At 41.6% G+C, this 17,417-nt stretch carries 15 protein-coding genes and 1 pseudogene; 5 read left to right on the top strand and 11 right to left on the bottom strand.

The features are described 5' to 3' along the window. Nucleotides 1-10 precede the first annotated feature (10 nt). Both WKT01_RS05555 and WKT01_RS05550 read right to left on the bottom strand, forming a co-directional pair. A complete protein-coding gene (locus tag WKT01_RS05555; RefSeq protein WP_117973671.1) occupies nucleotides 11-820 on the bottom strand; it encodes an alpha/beta hydrolase in 810 nt (269 codons plus the stop codon). 15 nt (nucleotides 821-835) lie between these two features. Then, entirely contained in the window at nucleotides 836-1,606 is a 771-nt protein-coding gene (locus tag WKT01_RS05550) for an alpha/beta hydrolase (protein WP_059067483.1), read from the bottom strand. 367 nt (nucleotides 1,607-1,973) lie between these two features. Between WKT01_RS05550 and WKT01_RS05545 the strand changes: the two genes are divergently transcribed. From WKT01_RS05545 to WKT01_RS05535, 3 genes are read left to right on the top strand one after another with little or no spacing between them, the layout of a single operon-like run. Next, entirely contained in the window at nucleotides 1,974-3,542 is a 1,569-nt protein-coding gene (locus WKT01_RS05545; RefSeq protein ID WP_340311587.1) for a sensor histidine kinase, read from the top strand. Next, on the top strand, nucleotides 3,539-5,107 hold the full coding sequence (locus WKT01_RS05540; RefSeq protein WP_117973667.1) for a helix-turn-helix domain-containing protein: 1,569 nt from the start codon (nucleotides 3,539-3,541) through the stop codon (nucleotides 5,105-5,107). The genes WKT01_RS05545 and WKT01_RS05540 overlap by 4 nt, the downstream gene beginning before the upstream one ends. A gap of 19 nt (nucleotides 5,108-5,126) precedes the next feature. Continuing rightward, nucleotides 5,127-5,981, top strand: a complete 855-nt coding sequence (locus WKT01_RS05535) for an alpha/beta hydrolase (protein ID WP_059067476.1) — start codon at nucleotides 5,127-5,129, stop codon at nucleotides 5,979-5,981. A 23-nt stretch (nucleotides 5,982-6,004) separates the two neighbouring features. Here the strand turns inward: WKT01_RS05535 and WKT01_RS05530 are convergent, their stop codons facing one another. The 3 genes from WKT01_RS05530 to cls form a co-directional block, all read right to left on the bottom strand. Continuing rightward, the gene (locus WKT01_RS05530; protein ID WP_340311586.1) at nucleotides 6,005-6,874 is read right to left on the bottom strand and encodes an aldose 1-epimerase family protein; all 870 of its coding nucleotides are present in this window, start codon (nucleotides 6,872-6,874) and stop codon (nucleotides 6,005-6,007) included. 30 nt (nucleotides 6,875-6,904) lie between these two features. Beyond that, complete coding sequence (gene tig / locus WKT01_RS05525; RefSeq protein WP_340311585.1) at nucleotides 6,905-7,987, bottom strand: trigger factor; 1,083 nt, start codon at nucleotides 7,985-7,987, stop codon at nucleotides 6,905-6,907. Nucleotides 7,988-8,073: 86 nt separating this feature from the next. Beyond that, complete coding sequence (gene cls, locus WKT01_RS05520) at nucleotides 8,074-9,558, bottom strand: cardiolipin synthase (RefSeq protein WP_340311584.1); 1,485 nt, start codon at nucleotides 9,556-9,558, stop codon at nucleotides 8,074-8,076. A gap of 195 nt (nucleotides 9,559-9,753) precedes the next feature. On the opposite strand from cls, the gene WKT01_RS05515 reads away from it, so the two are divergent. Beyond that, the gene (locus tag WKT01_RS05515; RefSeq protein ID WP_059067468.1) at nucleotides 9,754-10,194 is read left to right on the top strand and encodes a hypothetical protein; all 441 of its coding nucleotides are present in this window, start codon (nucleotides 9,754-9,756) and stop codon (nucleotides 10,192-10,194) included. A 130-nt stretch (nucleotides 10,195-10,324) separates the two neighbouring features. Here WKT01_RS05515 and WKT01_RS05510 read toward each other — a convergent pair whose 3' ends face one another. The 6 genes and pseudogenes from WKT01_RS05510 to WKT01_RS05485 form a co-directional block, all read right to left on the bottom strand. Further along, nucleotides 10,325-10,822: a TspO/MBR family protein gene (locus WKT01_RS05510; RefSeq protein WP_340311583.1), complete on the bottom strand. Its 498-nt coding sequence runs from the start codon at nucleotides 10,820-10,822 to the stop codon at nucleotides 10,325-10,327. Nucleotides 10,823-10,884: 62 nt separating this feature from the next. Beyond that, nucleotides 10,885-11,520 (bottom strand): endonuclease III domain-containing protein, encoded by a 636-nt coding sequence (locus WKT01_RS05505; RefSeq protein WP_059067446.1) that lies wholly within the window; start codon nucleotides 11,518-11,520, stop codon nucleotides 10,885-10,887. 609 nt (nucleotides 11,521-12,129) lie between these two features. Further along, nucleotides 12,130-12,624 (bottom strand): annotated as a pseudogene (locus tag WKT01_RS05500) (O-acetyl-ADP-ribose deacetylase); the annotation flags it as partial. 27 nt (nucleotides 12,625-12,651) lie between these two features. Next, nucleotides 12,652-13,113 carry a YaiI/YqxD family protein gene (locus tag WKT01_RS05495; protein ID WP_340311582.1) on the bottom strand — a complete coding sequence of 154 codons (462 nt, stop codon included), beginning with the start codon at nucleotides 13,111-13,113 and terminating at the stop codon, nucleotides 12,652-12,654. 585 nt (nucleotides 13,114-13,698) lie between these two features. Beyond that, nucleotides 13,699-14,550: an AraC family transcriptional regulator gene (locus tag WKT01_RS05490; RefSeq protein ID WP_059067442.1), complete on the bottom strand. Its 852-nt coding sequence runs from the start codon at nucleotides 14,548-14,550 to the stop codon at nucleotides 13,699-13,701. A 183-nt stretch (nucleotides 14,551-14,733) separates the two neighbouring features. Continuing rightward, nucleotides 14,734-15,909 (bottom strand): helix-turn-helix domain-containing protein, encoded by a 1,176-nt coding sequence (locus WKT01_RS05485; protein ID WP_059067441.1) that lies wholly within the window; start codon nucleotides 15,907-15,909, stop codon nucleotides 14,734-14,736. 349 nt (nucleotides 15,910-16,258) lie between these two features. On the opposite strand from WKT01_RS05485, the gene WKT01_RS05480 reads away from it, so the two are divergent. After that, nucleotides 16,259-17,347, top strand: a complete 1,089-nt coding sequence (locus WKT01_RS05480; RefSeq protein ID WP_340311581.1) for a pyridoxal phosphate-dependent aminotransferase — start codon at nucleotides 16,259-16,261, stop codon at nucleotides 17,345-17,347. The last annotated feature ends 70 nt before the right edge of the window (nucleotides 17,348-17,417 follow it).

Raw genomic sequence — 17,417 nt, 5'->3', positions numbered from 1 at the left:
CTCCTTCCCGCTATTCAGCATCTCTTTGAAAGGTTTCTTTTATATCCAGCCAGTCCAGGAATTTCTTGACATGGCGATTGCAATATTCCCAATTGTGGGCTCCATGGTCGATAACTCTTTCAAACTTCAGTCCTAAAGATTCGTATTTATCCATAAAAGCAACATTATCTTCATAATGTGTATCTTCTACTCCCGTAGCCATGTATCCTCTTGGCATTTTCTTACCCGCTTTTATCTGTTTCTTCAACATATATACCACGTCGTCTTCTGTCCCCAATGTATTTTTGGCATCTCCAAAGGCAGCAGCGAACATGTAAAACGGATCTTCCCTGTCTTCTTTTTCCGGGATTATCTCCGGCACATTTTTAATCCCGGAAAACAGACCAAAGGCAGCGAATTTTTCCGGATCACGCAGCATCCATTTGAGTGTACCGTATCCTCCCATGGAGAAACCGGCTATATAATTTTCTTCCGGTTTTTCCGAGAGTGGAAATAAATGCCTTACCACTGCCGGAGTTTCAACCGATAACTGTGTAAAGTATTTAAAATCCCCATGTTTTGTGTCCATGTACCCCGAACAATATGTTCCGCTGCACACAACCGCAATACCTGCTTCGGCTGCATACAGTTCTAAAGCCGTATACCTTTGCCAATCTGTATAGTCAAAACCGCCTCCCGACTGAAGCCAAAGCACCGGATATCTGTAGCCTTTCGGCCTGTCTGCCAACGAGTGTCCCCATGTATTTTCCGGAATAATCACATTGACTCCTACATTCATCCGCAGCACTTCTGAAAAATAGTGCAGTCTGAAATTTGCCATTTTCTCTCTCCTCCTTTATTTTTCAGCAAGCAGCCATTTGATCGCATTACGCAGTACTGCAGGCTCTCCAAAATCCATGATTTCCCCTTCTGTCTTTACGTAACAAGCCTTTTCCTTTAAACTTTCTGCCAGACGCTGCCTTTCTTTTGCGCGGACAGATCCTGTTGTCCCCGCGATATAAAATTCTCCTTCTCTGCAGTTATCTGCAAGAGCATATATATCATGCCCGCTTCCTGAAAATGTCTGCAGGTCTCCAAAAACGGCTTTCAAAGATTCTTCTGTATGAAAAATGTCTGTGGGTTCTCCTCTCTTTGCCTGCCGGTATATTTGTTCCATATCAAAAATCCCGTCCATAGCGATACACTTGGAGAACACCTCCGGATGTTTGATTGCGGCTTTCACAGCTCCATAGGCTCCTGTTCCCACTCCGCCGATCCAGTTTTTCTCCGCCTTTTCGGACGCCGGCAGATTATTTCTGATGATGCCCGGCAATTCTTTGGAGAGAAATTCTTCATATTGAGGACCATACTCCATATTGCTGCACAAAGAATGTTGTGCGTCCGGCGCCACAATAAAGATGCCGAATTCCGCCGCACATTGTTCCGCCATTGTCTTATTCCAATCCAAGGAACTTCCGCCTTCGCTATGAAGAAGCCATAGTACAGGATACTTCTTTTCATGCCGTTCATCTGTAAGATCCAACTTATCCATTTCCGGCAAATACACATTGGCCCGAAAGGAACCACATAAGATCACAGACAACGCATTTACTTCTAAATATGCCATTTATTTTCTCCTCCTTTTTCTTATCTTCTACTACTATCTTCTCATCGCCCCTCCAAAATGTCAAACGTTTACATTTTCGTTTTTCCGGCTTCTTTTGTCGATTTCTTGACTTGGAGTTTCCCCTTTGTTAATATATTCTATATAGCTATGTGTAAACGTTATACAGAGAGGTGCCTATGACACTTTTAAGAAGAAAACTTCCTATTCTATCCGAAAATTTTTATACCGTTATCTTCTGCTCCTTCTCCTGTGTAGTTCTGCTATACTTATTTTTTACTGTATCATTATAGTTACGTCTTATTCTGATCAGATGGAGTACAATACCTCTTCTACCATTGAGTATTACTCTCAATTATTGGAGACAGAAATGAAGCAGGTCGCTACATTCCAGCAAAAATTATGTTATTCCGATCAGTCCTTCCAACTGTTGACTCTGAAAAATCTACAGGATACCGAAAGAATCACATTGCAGTATAATGTGACTGAAATGCTGAAACGACAGGTAGCTCCCTATGAGAGTATTTTTATATTTGACAAGGAACATCGGATCGCTGCCTCCGTTTCCGGAGAAACCTTTTTTCGCGATGCCCCTCGCTATATTTATCAGCTGAACGATCTGCTGAAGACGTACTGGCTGCAGGATACACACACGGAATACAACCAATGGCTGCTATTTGAAGAGGGGTACCACCCCATTCTTATGCGGGCTTTAAAAGTACGGGATTTCTATGTCTGCACTGCCATAGATCTGGAAAATTATGAATTTTTAGATTATGTAGGCGGAGATTCTACTTCTTTGCAGTTTGGTTTTTTTAATAACAGGCAATTGCTCATTGAACACAACAGCCTGACAAAAAACATCACCTTGGAACAGGTAAAGCATCCCAAAAACACATTCTTTTCCGAGCGTTATATCATGACTGCGCCTATAAATGGAACCGACATCTATATGTTCTGCATTTTCCAGTCAAACTATATGGGAGAATTCGTGAAAATTTCTACGATTTTATTTGTGATCATTGCTGTTATATCCTGCGGGATCATTCTTTATACGATCTATGTTTTTAACAAAATGCTGCTCTATCCTCTGGACAGGATCAACGCTGCCACAAAACACTTAGAACAAAATGATCCTTCTTCCTTCCTGGAATACAGTCACAGTAATATCATAGAATACCAAAACATCAATCTTGCACTGGCACAACTGATCAACCAGAAAATACTCCTGACTAACGAAAAGCAGGCTGAAGCATTTGAAAAAAATCATGCACAGCTGCAGTATTACCAGCTGCAGACCAACTCTCATTTTTTCATAAACTGCCTAAAGAGCCTGTACAATATGCTGGAAAGCAAGCAGTATATAAAAATGCAGAGAATGATCATCGCGTTTTCCAATCATCTGCGATACATTTTCCATGACAATCTCAAACTTGTCACTTTACAGTCGGAACTAACTGAAGTCAATGATTACTATAATATTATACTTTTGGACCGGGTGAATCCTTTTATCCTGAATATACAGGTAGATGACGCGCTTCTGAAATGTCAGGTTCCCGTTCTTCTCATACAGACATTTTTAGAAAATACAGCCAAATACAATAAACAATCCGGAAACCTGCTTATTTTTGATGTTAAAATAGAGGCAGCAGTCTTGCACAACGAACCTGTTCTGCAGATCATGTTAAGCGATAACGGGATCGGATATGCCCCAGAGATATTAGAGCGTCTCAACAATGCTGAAAATGATATGTATGCAAAAGAACACGTAGGAATTTCCAATCTAAAACGCAGGATTTCTTTGATCTATAAATCCAATTATCAATTTGCTTTTTACAATAAACCTTCCGGAGGCGCCTGTGCTTTGATCTATCTGCCTATAAAGGGAGAATTGCACGAAACACTTCCATCGGCTTTTAAGGGGGAATCAGAAAAATGAATATTTTAATCGTAGACGATCAGACTTCTGTGCTGGACGGACTGCTGCATGGCATCCATTTTGATCTGCTGAAGATTAATCATGTTTATACTGCTACGAATGTTTCAGATGCCAAGCAGATCATGTGTTCTCACAAAATACACATTCTTATGTCTGATATTGAAATGCCCGGCGAAAACGGTCTGGTATTAAATAAGTGGGTGGCAGAAAATTATCCCTCTATCATCCGTATTCTTCTGACTTCTCATGCGGTTTTTGACTATGCTAAAGAAGCCATGAAACTTGGATGTTTCGATTATATTGTGCAGCCGGCTCCTTATCACGAAATAGAAAGCACCTTAACACGCGCTGTCTCAAAAGTTTTGACACAAAAGCAGCTTTCCGACTATTACCATCTGGAAACGCTCAGCAATATTGTATTAAACTTATTTTCCTCTAATCCATCTAATAAACAGCACTCTTTAGTGTCCTTGAACCAGATGGGATATACGGTCAACGCCGAATCTACTGTACAGGCTGTCATTATTGATATCTATCCTTATTTACATTCTACTGACCCTGTATTTTCAGATTCTTCTTTATTCGTCACCCTCATGGAAGGTGCAGCAAGAGCTTTCACCGTGCAAGGGGTATACCCTTTGATCTGTCTGAACCGCTTTAGACAGTTCGTACTGTTGCTCGTCACGAACACGCCCTCTTTGGAATGTATTCCCAAAGAGCTTTTTGACGCCTTCTATCAGGATATTACAACTCATATTTCCAATGAATTGTCCTGCTATATTACGCCCTGCGATCAGATAAAAAATATCCGCGAGCTTATACTGCCTGCCCATCAGACCGCCTTAAATAATGTCACAAAAAGACCTGGGCTCTACTTTTCAGAACAAAACATATCCATTCCTGATAATACAAGCCTTTCTGAAAACGCGGCACGCTGGACACGTTTGATCGACAACAGTCAATTTGCAGCACTGGAGGAAAATATATTTTCCTTCTTGGAATACAACGCCTTCCTGAACCACTTTAATCTGGAAGCCTTGTCCCAATTTCATCAGGAACTGACAAAGCTCTTTTTTATTTATTCATATAATCATAAAATAGATATTATGAGCTTATTTTCAGAAGACTACAGCTATAACGATTACATGAGCTGTTTTAAGGATGTAGAAGCTTTGAAAACAGGGATTTCTTACCTGATCAACGCAATCTCCTCCTCTTCTTTAGAAGATGAATCAAAAGATACCGTACAGCGCTCCATCGACTATATTCTCGCCAATCTTTCCAAAGATATATCTGTAAAGGATGTGGCAGAATACGTATGTTTCAGTCCGGAATATTTTTCAAAACTGTTCAAAAAAGAAACCGGAGAAAATGTAAAAAACTACATATTGCGCATCAAAGTAGAGGCCGCAAAAGATCTGTTGAAGAATCCAAATATCCCGGTCAGTATGGTAGCGTCCGAACTAGGATACAGCAACTTTTCACACTTTACACAAATGTTTAAAAAACATGAAGGCGTTACCCCCAGCGAATACCGTAAAAATTGCAGTGAACACCATTCATGACAGAAAAGGAGATGACTATATGAGTTACATGCGTTTTAATTTCAGAAGTCAATGTTTAGGCCATTATGTGGATGTCTCAATCGTGTACCCCACCGATAGCTACAGTTATTATCAGCAGTCTCCTGCCGCTTCCCCGCTCAGCATGGAGGGACAGCGTTCCAGAGTCTATACGCCTGGAATGAAATTTCAAACAGTATACTTGATCCACGGAGGAGGCGACGATGATACATTAACCTATCGGTACAGCAACGCGGAACGATACGCACAGGAAAATCACGTCATGCTTGTCACACCAAATATATGCAATTCTTTTGGGATCGATACACAATACGGAACGAAATACCAGACTTTTTTATCCGAAGAACTCCCTGTGGTCATCCAATCCTTATTCGCCTCTTCTCCAAAACGGGAAGATAATTTCATCATTGGATATGCAATGGGCGGTAATGCAGCTCTCGGCACAGCCATAATGCATCCTTCCCTTTTCCATACCTGTGTGGATATATCCGGCGGGATCGGCATGACACTTTCTACCCAGACATTGAAAGAGGAATTAAACGGAGATCACTTTAAAAATCATTTTCCACTGTATAACGCTGCTTTTGGAGATGCCGAACAGTTAGATGACTCTCCTTACGACCTCTACAGCATTGCCCGAAAGAACATACAGAGCGGTGAACCTGTGTGCGATTTTCATATCGTCTGCGGCTCGGATGAATTTATCAGAACACGTGTAGAAAAAGATGTAGAAATACTTAAAAAACTGGGGTATCCGGTAAACTATATCTGTCCGGAGGGATATAGACATGATTTTATACTTTGGGATGAATATATAAAAATCGCATTAAATAAGCTGTTGCCTCTAAAAAGGTAACAGCTTTATCCACTCCTTGATTTCTACCCCGCCACGATCGCATATTCTTTCTGAAAGCTTCCGCCCGGTTCAACCCGATTGATACCTGGCTTTTCTGACACATCTTTTTCAAAACCATGGTTATCACATCTTCCTGCCCATGGCTCCAAGCACACAAACGGCGAGTCTTTCACCGACCAGATACCAAAGTTCGGGAAATCTTTACATTCCACTCCTGCGAAAGGCGTTCCATCCAGATGGCAGATCCAGGCTTCCTCGATCTGTCCGCCGTCAAAGATCATCGTATCCAATTCAAACAGTTCATCTGAGAGTTTACAATATCCATCTTTTAATTCCAGGCTTCTTTTTGTCTCTGGCAGCGCCGTTCCTGTCTTCAGATCGACCCCTATATACTCCAATCTGTCTTTTCCCGGGAACTTAAGATAACAGTCATTTCTGCTTTCCATTCCCTTAGCACACCAAAATGCAGGATGTCCTCCGATCGTAAAATACATACTTTCTCCGGAATGATTTTTCACTTCCCATTTTACATACAAACGGTTCTTTTCCAGCTTATACATAATATATAATTCAAACTCAAATGGATATACTTCTTTTGTCTCCTCAGAAGAACGCAGAAGCCAAACAGCCGCTTTTTCCTCTGCCCTCACACAGAGAAAATCATTGTCTCTTGCGAAACCATGCTGTGAAGATGGATATTGATTCCCATCAAAAAGAACCTTATTGTTCCATGTCTTTCCTACATTCGGGAACAAAATCGGGGAATGACGTTTCCAAAATTCCGGTTTCCCATCCCACAGAATATCCTGCTCTTTCTTCTTATCATAGATTCTTACGACTTCTGCTCCCCGCTCTGCAATCTCCACACAGAGTCTTTCATTTTCCAGCTTCATCACAACACCTCCGCCTGCGTATAGCTGCTCTTATTTTGTTTCTTCTGTAGTTGAACTCTCTACTTGGATACAGTTATCAGCCAGATATTCTGCCACTTTTTCCAACAGCACAGTTTGTTTGAGGACTTCTTCCCCATATTGTTCCTTAAATGCGTCCAAATCTTCTGCCCCTGCTTCTTCTGCATATTTTTTAATTGCTTCCTCATATTCTTTTTCAGAAGGCTCTAAATGCTTTTTCTCAGCAAGCAGTTTCACCGCTTCATTTCTCTTTACTACATTTTGCGCCGCCTCTTCTGCCTGTTTATTGAATTCTTCCAAGGTCATCCCATTCATATATGTAGTAAGAAAATCTTCAAATTCCATCCCATATGCTCCAGCGATTTCTTTATAATAGTCTGTTACCTGCTGTATTTGTTCTTCCACTTCACCTTTCGGATATTTCTTTACTTCTACTTTTTCTAAGAATACTTCCATTACAGCATTTTGCAGTTCCCCATCTACAGATTCCTGGTTTTCGTCTTCCAACTGCTTTTTAATCTCTTTTTTATATTCTTCTACTGTTTTCGATTTCTCACTGTTTTCCTTTACCCATGCATCCGTAAGTTCCGGCGTTTTCATCTGATAGATCTCATTGATCTTAATATGGAAATTCGCCACCTTTCCAGCCAGCTCTGCGTTATACTCTTCCGGAAACTGTACTGTAATGTCAAACTCTTCCCCTGTACTGTGCCCTACTATCTGCTCCGCAAAGCCTTTATAATCTCCTGTGGCTCCTATATATCCGTTATTTTCGCCCAATTCGATGGTAGCTCCGGCAGCCGTACCCCCTTCAAAAGCCACGCCGTCCACAGTTCCTGTATAATCCATGTTCACTGTATCGCCATCCTGTGCGGCACGGTCTGTGATCGTCTCTTTTTCTGCTGCCAATTCCAGATTGCTCTGGATCACATTCGTTACCTTTTCCTCCGTGATTTCCGTACTTGCCGCCTGTGGAACTTCCAGATCTTTGTACTGCGTGATCGTCACATAATCATTTGAAATCTCCCCGCTGCAGCCTATGACAGATACTGCCAGCATCATGCTTACCATTATTGCAACTATTTTCTTTTTCATGTTCTTCTCCTTCTATGTTTTTCTGTAATCTTCTTTTTGCACTTCCTATATTTATACCATATTTCTTCTATGGTGAAAAGTTCCTTCTACAAAAGCGGAGACAGGAGTCGCGAAAACTGTTCTTTCGTCCGTATGACAAGCCCTCTCTGATCATAGATCTTTCTTGTCACATGGGTACATTGTGTCATATCGTTTTCAAATGTCCTCTCCAACCGCTGTACAGTACGCTCACTGTAGATCACCGCATTCACTTCAAAATTCAGACCAAAACTACGAATATCCATGTTCGCAGTCCCTACGCAGGCTACCATTCCATCCACACTGAGTGTTTTCGCATGCAGAAAGCCATTGTTATATACATAGCACTTTGCTCCCGCCGCAACCATATCTCCCAAATAAGAATACGTCGCCCAATAGACAAACGGATGATCTGGTTTACATGGAACCATGATACGGACATCTATCCCGGACCGACTAGCGATCTTCAATGCGTCAAAAATGGATTCATCTGGTATAAAATAGGGGGTCTGTATATACACATGATCTTTTGCGCTGTGAATCAAACGCAGATAATTATCATGGATCGTTTTTATCTGCGAGTCTGGACCACTGGAAATGATCTGAACGGGATCCCTTCCATGTCTTACATAATTCGGTATCTCAAACAATCTGTCCTCCAAAAACAGATTTTCTTTCGCTGCATAATTCCAGTCTAATACAAACCGGACGGCAAGTGAAGTCACAGCGGCTCCTTCTATGCAAAGATGGGTATCTCTCCAATAGCCAAACTTCTTATCATCCAGTCCCAGATATTCTCGTCCGATATTAAAACCACCTACAAAACCGATCCTACCGTCAATCACGACGATTTTCCTGTGATTCCGGTAATTGACGCGCAGCTGGAGCTGCCCAAGCAGAGCCGGGAAAAACTCTGCCACTTGAATGCCTGCTCTTTCCAATCTTTCCCAATCTTTATTGTGCATTGTACGGCAGCCCATACTGTCAAAAAGCACACGGACTTCTACACCCTCTTTTGCCTTTTTCAAAAGGACCTTTTCTATCTCCTGCCACAGTTCGTCATTCCGTATGATATAATACTGCAGATGGATATACCGCTTCGCCTTCTTCATCTCCTCGATCAAAGCCCGGAATTTTTCTTTGCCGTCTGTATAGATACGTACATCATTGTTGTCTGTCAGGACAGCTTCTCCCGCTTCCAGGTTATACAAGATCAAGTCTTTAAAACGTGCCATCTCTGGATTGGCAAGCCGCAGTTTTTTTCTGTATATCGTCTCTTCCTGCCGCCGCACCGCATATTTTAACTCCCCTTCTATTTCTTTTGCCTTGAACATCCTGCTTTTATGAAAGTCTTGCCCGATCACAAGATATAGGAGAAAGCCCAGGATTGGGATAAAATACAACAAAAGCAGCCACGTCCAGACTGTCTGGGGCGATCTTCTCTGAAAGAAAACAATAACCAAAGACAGAAGTATGTTAATGACCAGCAGATTGTCCATAATAAAGTCATACCCTGCCACCAATACATTCCATATTGTTTCTGCTACACTCATAATTTGATAAAAACTCCTTTTCTTCTGCATACCATATTCTGCTTCCCGCAATCTGGAAGCAGAAAAGCAAGTCACACAAACAGTATACTCGCTTTATATGGGAAAAGTAACCCCAAAATATCAAATTGCTTGCACTTGTCCGCAAACAATGATACAATACTACTTGCGAAACAGAGTAATTAGGAGGGTTCTATCGTGAGTACACCATTGATAATAATGCTTGTAATTCTTGGGATATTGATCATCGCAGTCATTGTTTTATATGTAATGGGGAAAAAAGCAGAGAAAAAGCAGGCGGCACAAAAAGAACAGATGGACGCTATCGCTCAGACAGTCAGTATGCTGATCATCGATAAAGGAAAAATGCGTCTGCGGGATTCGGGTCTTCCATCCGCTGTTTTGGAAAACACCCCCAAATATCTCCGACGCGCAAAAGTTCCTGTCGTAAAGGCTAAAGTCGGTCCTAAGATCATGACACTGATGTGCGACGCACAGATTTTTCCTTTGATCCCTGTCAAAAAAGAAGTAAAAGCCGTCATCAGCGGAATTTACATAACTGGGGTTAAAGGTCTGCGTGGTTCTCTTGAAACACCACAGAAGAAAAAAGGGTTTTTCGCCCGCTTAAGAGGCAAATAAATATCACATGACAAAAATATGCTCTGTTCTGACAGATAGGGAAAGATTCACCTATATCAGCGCAGGGCATATTTTCGTATATCCATCCGATCACACTGTAATTTGCGCCCTGCAGGCGGGCGGCTCCGCCTTAGGACCACGTATACACAGCAATGAAAATATTCAAATATACTGCAAAAGTAACCCATATAAAATATGGCACCAGTAATTTACCGGCGATCGGTCTGATCTTATAAAAGTTTTCCGCTGTTAAAAATATGAGATACCAAAGTCCTATAATCCACACTGCGGATACCAGGTACAAATCAAAACGGAAAAACAAAACCGGCCAAATTACATTGACTGCTAATTGCAGCAGATACAGCTTTAAAACTTTATTCTTACTTTCCGGTTTTTCATCCAATTCCTGTGTTTGTTCCTTTGGCCTGGCCGTATAAACCAGATATGCAGAGATTGCCATCAGGATATATAACAGCGTCCACACAAAGGGAAATACCCATCCCGGCGGTGCTAATGGCGGGTGATACATATCCTGATATTTCTCCATGCTGTCAGCTGTCAGTACAGCCGCAAAACCGCCGGCTCCTAAGGTAAGCAGCAAACTGCAAATCAATGCCTTCCATTTCATATTTTCATTCCATTTTCTCGCCGTTTGCTCTATATATATGATTTCTTTTATGAAAACAGAAGTCAGATTCCTTTTTTTGCACAAATATCTGCCAGACAGCACTGATCGCAATGCGGTTTTGTCCGTGCTGTGCAGACGTCTCTTCCATGATAAACAAGCCGATGACAAAAGTCGCTGCCTTCCTTAGGCGGAACGATCTTCCACAGTTCCATCTCTACTTTCTTCGGCTCTTTGATGCCATCCACCAGTCCAATCCTATTTACAAGACGGATACAATGTGTATCCGTTACGATCGCCGGTTCGCCAAACACATCCCCCATGATCAGATTCGCGCTTTTGCGTCCTACTCCCGGCAGCTTCAGAAGTGCCTGAAAATCTCTTGGGACTTCTCCTGCGTACTCATCCCGGAGCATCTTCATACATGCACTGATATCTCTCGCCTTACTTTTTCCGAGTCCGCAGGGACGGACGATACGCTCTATCTCCTCCACTTCCGCCTCTGCAAGCGCCTCGATGGTAGGATACTTCGCATATAGATCCCGTACGACTATATTGACTCTTGCGTCTGTACACTGTGCCGCCAGCCGCACACTTACGAGAAGTTTCCATGCATCATTATAGTCCAGCGTACATCCTGCGTCTGGATATTCTTTTTTCAGACGTTCGATCACTTCCAATGCTAATTTTTTCTTTGTCATGTATTTACCAGCCTTTCTCTTTCGTTCTATTCTTTCGTCCTATTCTTCCGGCATATATTCCCCTTTTAGACCAAAACGTTTTAAATCCGCCTCTCCATCCAGGAGCAGGCACTTTAATAACTTTTGTTCTGCCACCGTATGCTCCAATACGAGCCTGTACCGTTTCCCGGGAATTTTAAACAAAAGTTCTGTTCCCTCTTTCGTCTTTTTCCGCTGTATTTCCTCTATGTCAAACTGCCCGTCTTCTCCTGTCAAAACCCGCACCTTCATATAACTGATATCTCTTTGCCCAAGACTCCAGCAATCCTGTTTCAAAAATGGATATGCCGCCATCATAGGAACTGGTCTTTTCTCATCTTCTTCCCGCATTGCCGCAAGAATCTTTTCACAGGTTCCCGTCTCTAATCCTTCCTTGCCTCTTAAATATACATACTGCCGAAAAGTCGTGCCTGCCTGAATGATCCGTTGGATAAGGACCGCTTCCTTCTCCTTGTCTTTTGCTGTCTGTAAGATTTTCCGCTTAAGCGCTTCGTTCTTAAATACCTTTTTCATCGGCAGATTTTCATATTCTATATAAACCGTTTCCTTTATATCTGTACAGTCATATTTCTTTCGATATGCTCGTTCCGCCTGTTCATATGCCCTTTTCGTCCGTTCATCAAAACAAACCATCTGGACTTCTATTGCCGGATATTCATGGAGCGTCCGCACTGCTATTTCTGCTGCTTCCGGCAACGGATATCCATAGATTCCTGTACTGATCGAGGGAAATGCAATGTCTTTGATCTGGTTTTCAACCGCTATTTTTAAACAGTTCCTGTAACAGGATGCAAGCAGCGCAGCCTCGCCGTAATTTCCGCCTCGCCATACAGGTCCTGGCGTATGAATCACATATTCTGCCAAAAGACGGTAGCCTCCGGTCATCTTCGCCTGTCCGGTTTGACATCCGTTTAGCTTTCTACATTCCTCCAAAAGCTGCGGCCCCGCCGCTCTGTGGATGGCTCCGTCCACGCCTCCGCCTCCCAGAAGAGAGCAGTTCGCCGCATTCACGATCGCAGTTGCATGTATTTTTGTAATATCTCCCAGCACGACTCGAAATGACATACCACATACTTCCTTTCCTTTTTTCCCTCATTGTTCTGTTCTCTCCCGCAGACATTTTTCAATCAGTTCCCGCAGAGATCTTTCAAATCTTCTATTATCTTCTTCTGTCCGCTTTGCCTGTCCTTTCAGATAATGCCTGCCGCTTATGCGCCTTGCTTTCTTTGACAAATGCCGCTCCATCAATAATCTGTCTATGTTTTCTTCCGTATACCATCTGCCCGACTGGTGTATAGCACACGCGCCTTTTCCCAGAGCCATCGCAGCCACTCCATAATCCTGTGTCACAACAATATCTCCCCTGTGGCATAGCTCGATCAGCGCAAAATCCACCGCATCCGCACCGGCATCTATACGTCTTACAGTGCTGTATGCAGAGTGCAAGATATGATTCGTATCACAGAGCAATGTAACCGGAAGTCCATATTCCTTTGCTACATCTTCTACGATCCTGATTACCGGACATGCGTCCGCATCTACAAAAATCTCCATTACAAGCTCCCGCTCCTATATTTATTGTACCGAAATACAATCTCCTCTGATCTGCTTATTACTGTAACATAAATGAAGAAGGGATACAATTTATAATAAAAAACTTGTTACTTAGAAGGAAGTATATTTTATGGGAAGGAAAGCAAAATTCTATTTTGAATTAAAAATGGATATTGTCCTACAATGCTTAAATAGAAAAACATAAGGTGTATCTTAGCGCAATACTGGATCTATACGAGCAAAGAATTGTATCTTATGTAATTCGTGATAGCAATAACAATGCCCTGGTTTTTGACACTTTTGACATTCGATATCCGATACTCCTCCATTATGGCATAGTGATAGATGTTTCCAATATACAAATCGGTTATTTCACACAAAACTGAAAGCGGCAGGCATGACACAAAGTATGTCCAGAGTTGTAAAATGTATTGATAATGATTCAATGGAAGGTTCCTGGAGGGGTGGGATTTATTTGCAGGCAGCATAAAAGCTGCCAACAGAAATAATCTGTTGGCAAAAAAATTTATATTTTTTCAATTTTCTACTTGACGAGGAGCAGTTCAAAATATCCCCGCATTCTTCTTATTTCTTTTTCACTGGTATCCAAACCTCAAACTCTGCTTTTTGGGGATCAGGGCTTCTATACCACTCTATATCCGGACCGCGATCGTACTCATATCCGCTAGATGGCAGCCATTCTGTATATATGCGCTTTTCCAACTCTTGAATTGCCCGCGGACACTCCCCTTCCCCTGCAAATATTGCCCATATATGCGCCGGGACTTCATAGGTTTCCATCCCTGCTAATTCCTTCTTCTCACCTGCAGCCGCAATCATATACCTCCATTCTTCCTGATCATTGCAGATACTCACTCCCAATATGCCTTTTCTGTCTTGCTCCATCACATGACACAGTTTTTCTATCGTGCCGTCTTTCACAGCGTCTTCCCACATTCCTGGAACGATCTGCATATTTTCTTCCAACTGTCTGTGTAATGATTTTACAATGCCTGTGATCCAAAATGCTTCTTTCTTTTCCAATCGGTAGTTCATTTCTTCCACTCCCTTTATTGTAATTTTAAAGGTAAGAGGCGGATAAAACCGGACCGATGTTCCCAAGGCTTTTACGGTAGAAGGCGCAATACCATGTATACTCTGAAATGCCCTATTAAATGCGGTCGGAGAATTATACCCATATTTCAAGGCAACGTCTATGATCCTGACGTCTTTCTCCTGTAAATCTACAGCAGCCAGCGACATCCTCCTACGGCGAATGTATTCTGACAACGGTATCCCAGCCATATAAGCAAACATTCTTTGAAAATGATATACAGAACAGCAACCGATTTTTGCTGCCTCACGATAGTCTATCTCTCCCTTCAAATGTTCTTCTATATACAGCAATGCCTGATTCCATCTATCCATCCAGTCCATCTTTCTCTCCCTTCATCTAGAAGCATACATCTGTTTATTTTTGTTTTCCTCTCTTTTCCTGCACAAAATCTGCGAACCTGGTCACTTAGCCAACGAACAGAGTAGATATATGCCTGTACAGATTCTATGCTAAAATGCAGATATCAAAACTGCACTTGATACCCGCATTTCCATTACATATTTTTATAAATCTGCACATGCCTCCTGCAGATCCGCCAATATTTTCTTATATTCTTCTCGTGTTCTAAGAGACTCCAGGCCTTCTTCCTGCTCCAACAGCATGATCGCATTCTCTAATAAGAACTCCCGTCTGGAACTGTAGTTTTCTTGTATGGTCAGCTTATCGAAATATTCCGGCAGTTTTACTATATCTTTTGCGAACATTCGCAAGTATCCCTTTGCCACAGCCGAAAGTTCTAAAAGCGCCTCTTCTTGTTTCCCTCCACGGCAATATATAACCGCTTTTCCCAGATGATAATTCGTATCCATTATTCCTATTTTTGAACATTGAAATACTTCATATAGCTCCAGTCCCTTCTCCAACATATCCAGAGCTCTTTGCTCCTCCCCCTTCTTCTCGGCGATCGTAAAAAGATTCAACAGATATAATCCACTGTTATTGATCGCTTCATACAGACAAGTCTGATTTAGTTTCTCTGCCTCTTCAATTTTTCCTGTCTGCAATAAAATCCCTGCCTTCATGATCCGTGCATCATATCCTGGCTGCGGCAGATGTTCTAAAGCCGCAAGCGCTTTTTCTTCTTCTCCCTGCATCAGATATAGACTGGACAACATATACCAGGAAGTCTCTGCAATTTCTTTCTCTTCACTTAGCGCGCTGTATTCAAGCAGCTCTACTGCCTGTCTGACTTGTTCATCAGCAAATTTCGCAGAGTATCCGCTGTCTTTTCCGTTTTTCATGGCAGTTAGATACTGCACATACAAGCCCGCAATACGTAATTTTAAATATGCATCTGTCGGATACTGTTTTAGAAGTTCTCTGCAGTACCGGACTGCTTCTTCTGCTTTGTGGCTGCTGAACAGTTTCTCTGGTTCCTTCAGAGCTTCCAGGCATTCCTCTTTTGTCATTTTTTCCTGAAATCCAAGTAATATATCCACACTGATATGCAGCGACCGTGCTAATGGACACAATAAGGTAATATCCGGGTAAGATAAGTTTGTTTCCCATTTTGAAACGGCCGTCGCTGTTACGCCTAACAGATCTGCCAGCTGTTCTTGCGTCATCTCCTGCTGCTTTCGTAAAGTTTGAATCCGTTTCCCCATCTGAAGCGGACGGAGAACATCTTCTCCGGAAACCGGAGATAGAATTGGCTCCATAGGTATATTCATTTCATTCATGCTTGCTTCCTCCACATTTTGTGTCTTATTTTGAACATTTTAGGCTCCGACAGCGCCTTTTTGTTCTTTTACAAAGTCGGTAGAAGTACTTCTTGCTTTTTATTTTAGCAGAAATGTATACCTTTACAATAGAGGCGAAAGTTATCTGACAGGAAGATTTTTCAACTATTGGTTGATTCCTTTTTTGCTTAACTTGACCTTCTTTATTCCATTCGCGCCTCACATCTCAAATACTCGCCCCAAAATCACCCAAATCGCACTATGCTTATAAACATTTACCATATTCTCAAAATTATGGTATAATTGACCGCAGAAGAAAATTTTTCATAAAAATGAGGTACTGAAAATAATGGATACAAAAATGGTTTTTCATGGAAGTGATATAGAAAAAATATGTTCCTATTATGGTTTAGACAAAAAAAATATTATCAACTTTGGAGCAAATGTTAATCCACTCGGGTTATCTGAACATGTCAGAAAAGAAATTGCAGATAACCTGCATATTCTTTCCACATATCCCGACAGAGATTACACATCACTTAAGCAGACAATTTCACAATACTGTGCTGTCTCTGCTGATTTTATCTTGCCCGGAAATGGCTCCAGCGAATTAATTTCACTGCTTATTGAAGAAAAGCAGCCTTCCAAAACTTTAATTTTAGGTCCTACCTATTCTGAATATTCTCGCGAGCTCACCTTTTCCGGCAGTTCTCAGGAATACTATCATCTGCGGGAGGATGAGGATTTCGAGCTGAATATAGAGGATCTTTGTGATACGCTTTCAAACGGTTATGATTTCTTGATTCTCTGCAATCCTAACAATCCTACTTCCTCCGCTATTTCACAAAAAGATTTAAGAAAACTCCTTGTCTTTTGTGCAGCCAGGAATATTTTTGTCATGATCGATGAAACCTATGTTGAATTCGCCCCCGACATTGCTTCTATAACCGCCATTCCACTGACAGAAGAATTCTCAAATTTGATGGTGCTTCGCGGTGTTTCAAAATTTTTCGCCGCTCCCGGTCTTCGATTCGGTTATGGCATCACAAGCAATAAAGATTTCTTGAAAAAAATGAAAGAAAAACAGATTCCCTGGTCTTTAAACAGTATCGGCGCATTTGCCGGGGAAAAAATGTTCCAGGATAAAGAGTATATCCTTCAGACCCGAAAACTCATTCTATCCGAAAGGGATAGGATTTTCGAAGAAATCCAGAAACTTTCCGCTTTTAAAACATACAGACCTTTTGCTAATTTTCTGCTTTTAAAAATACAAAAAGAAAACACGACTTCCTTTGATGTCTTTGAAACCTGTATCAAAAATGGATTGATGATACGTGACTGTTCTTCTTTTCAATGTTTAGAGGGTGAATATATACGATTCTGCATTATGGATCCGGAAGCAAATACACGGCTTCTTACTGTATTGAAATCGATTTAATATGTATTTAAATTTTACAAGAATTGTTATTACTTAAAATCTGATATACTAATTCCTATTATCCGTCCGC

Source organism: Mediterraneibacter sp. ICN-202921 (genome assembly GCF_037890075.1).
Lineage (GTDB): Bacteria > Bacillota > Clostridia > Lachnospirales > Lachnospiraceae > Mediterraneibacter > Mediterraneibacter massiliensis.
Note: the sequence above shows the minus strand (reverse complement) of the source record. Positions and strands in the feature narration are given on the sequence as shown.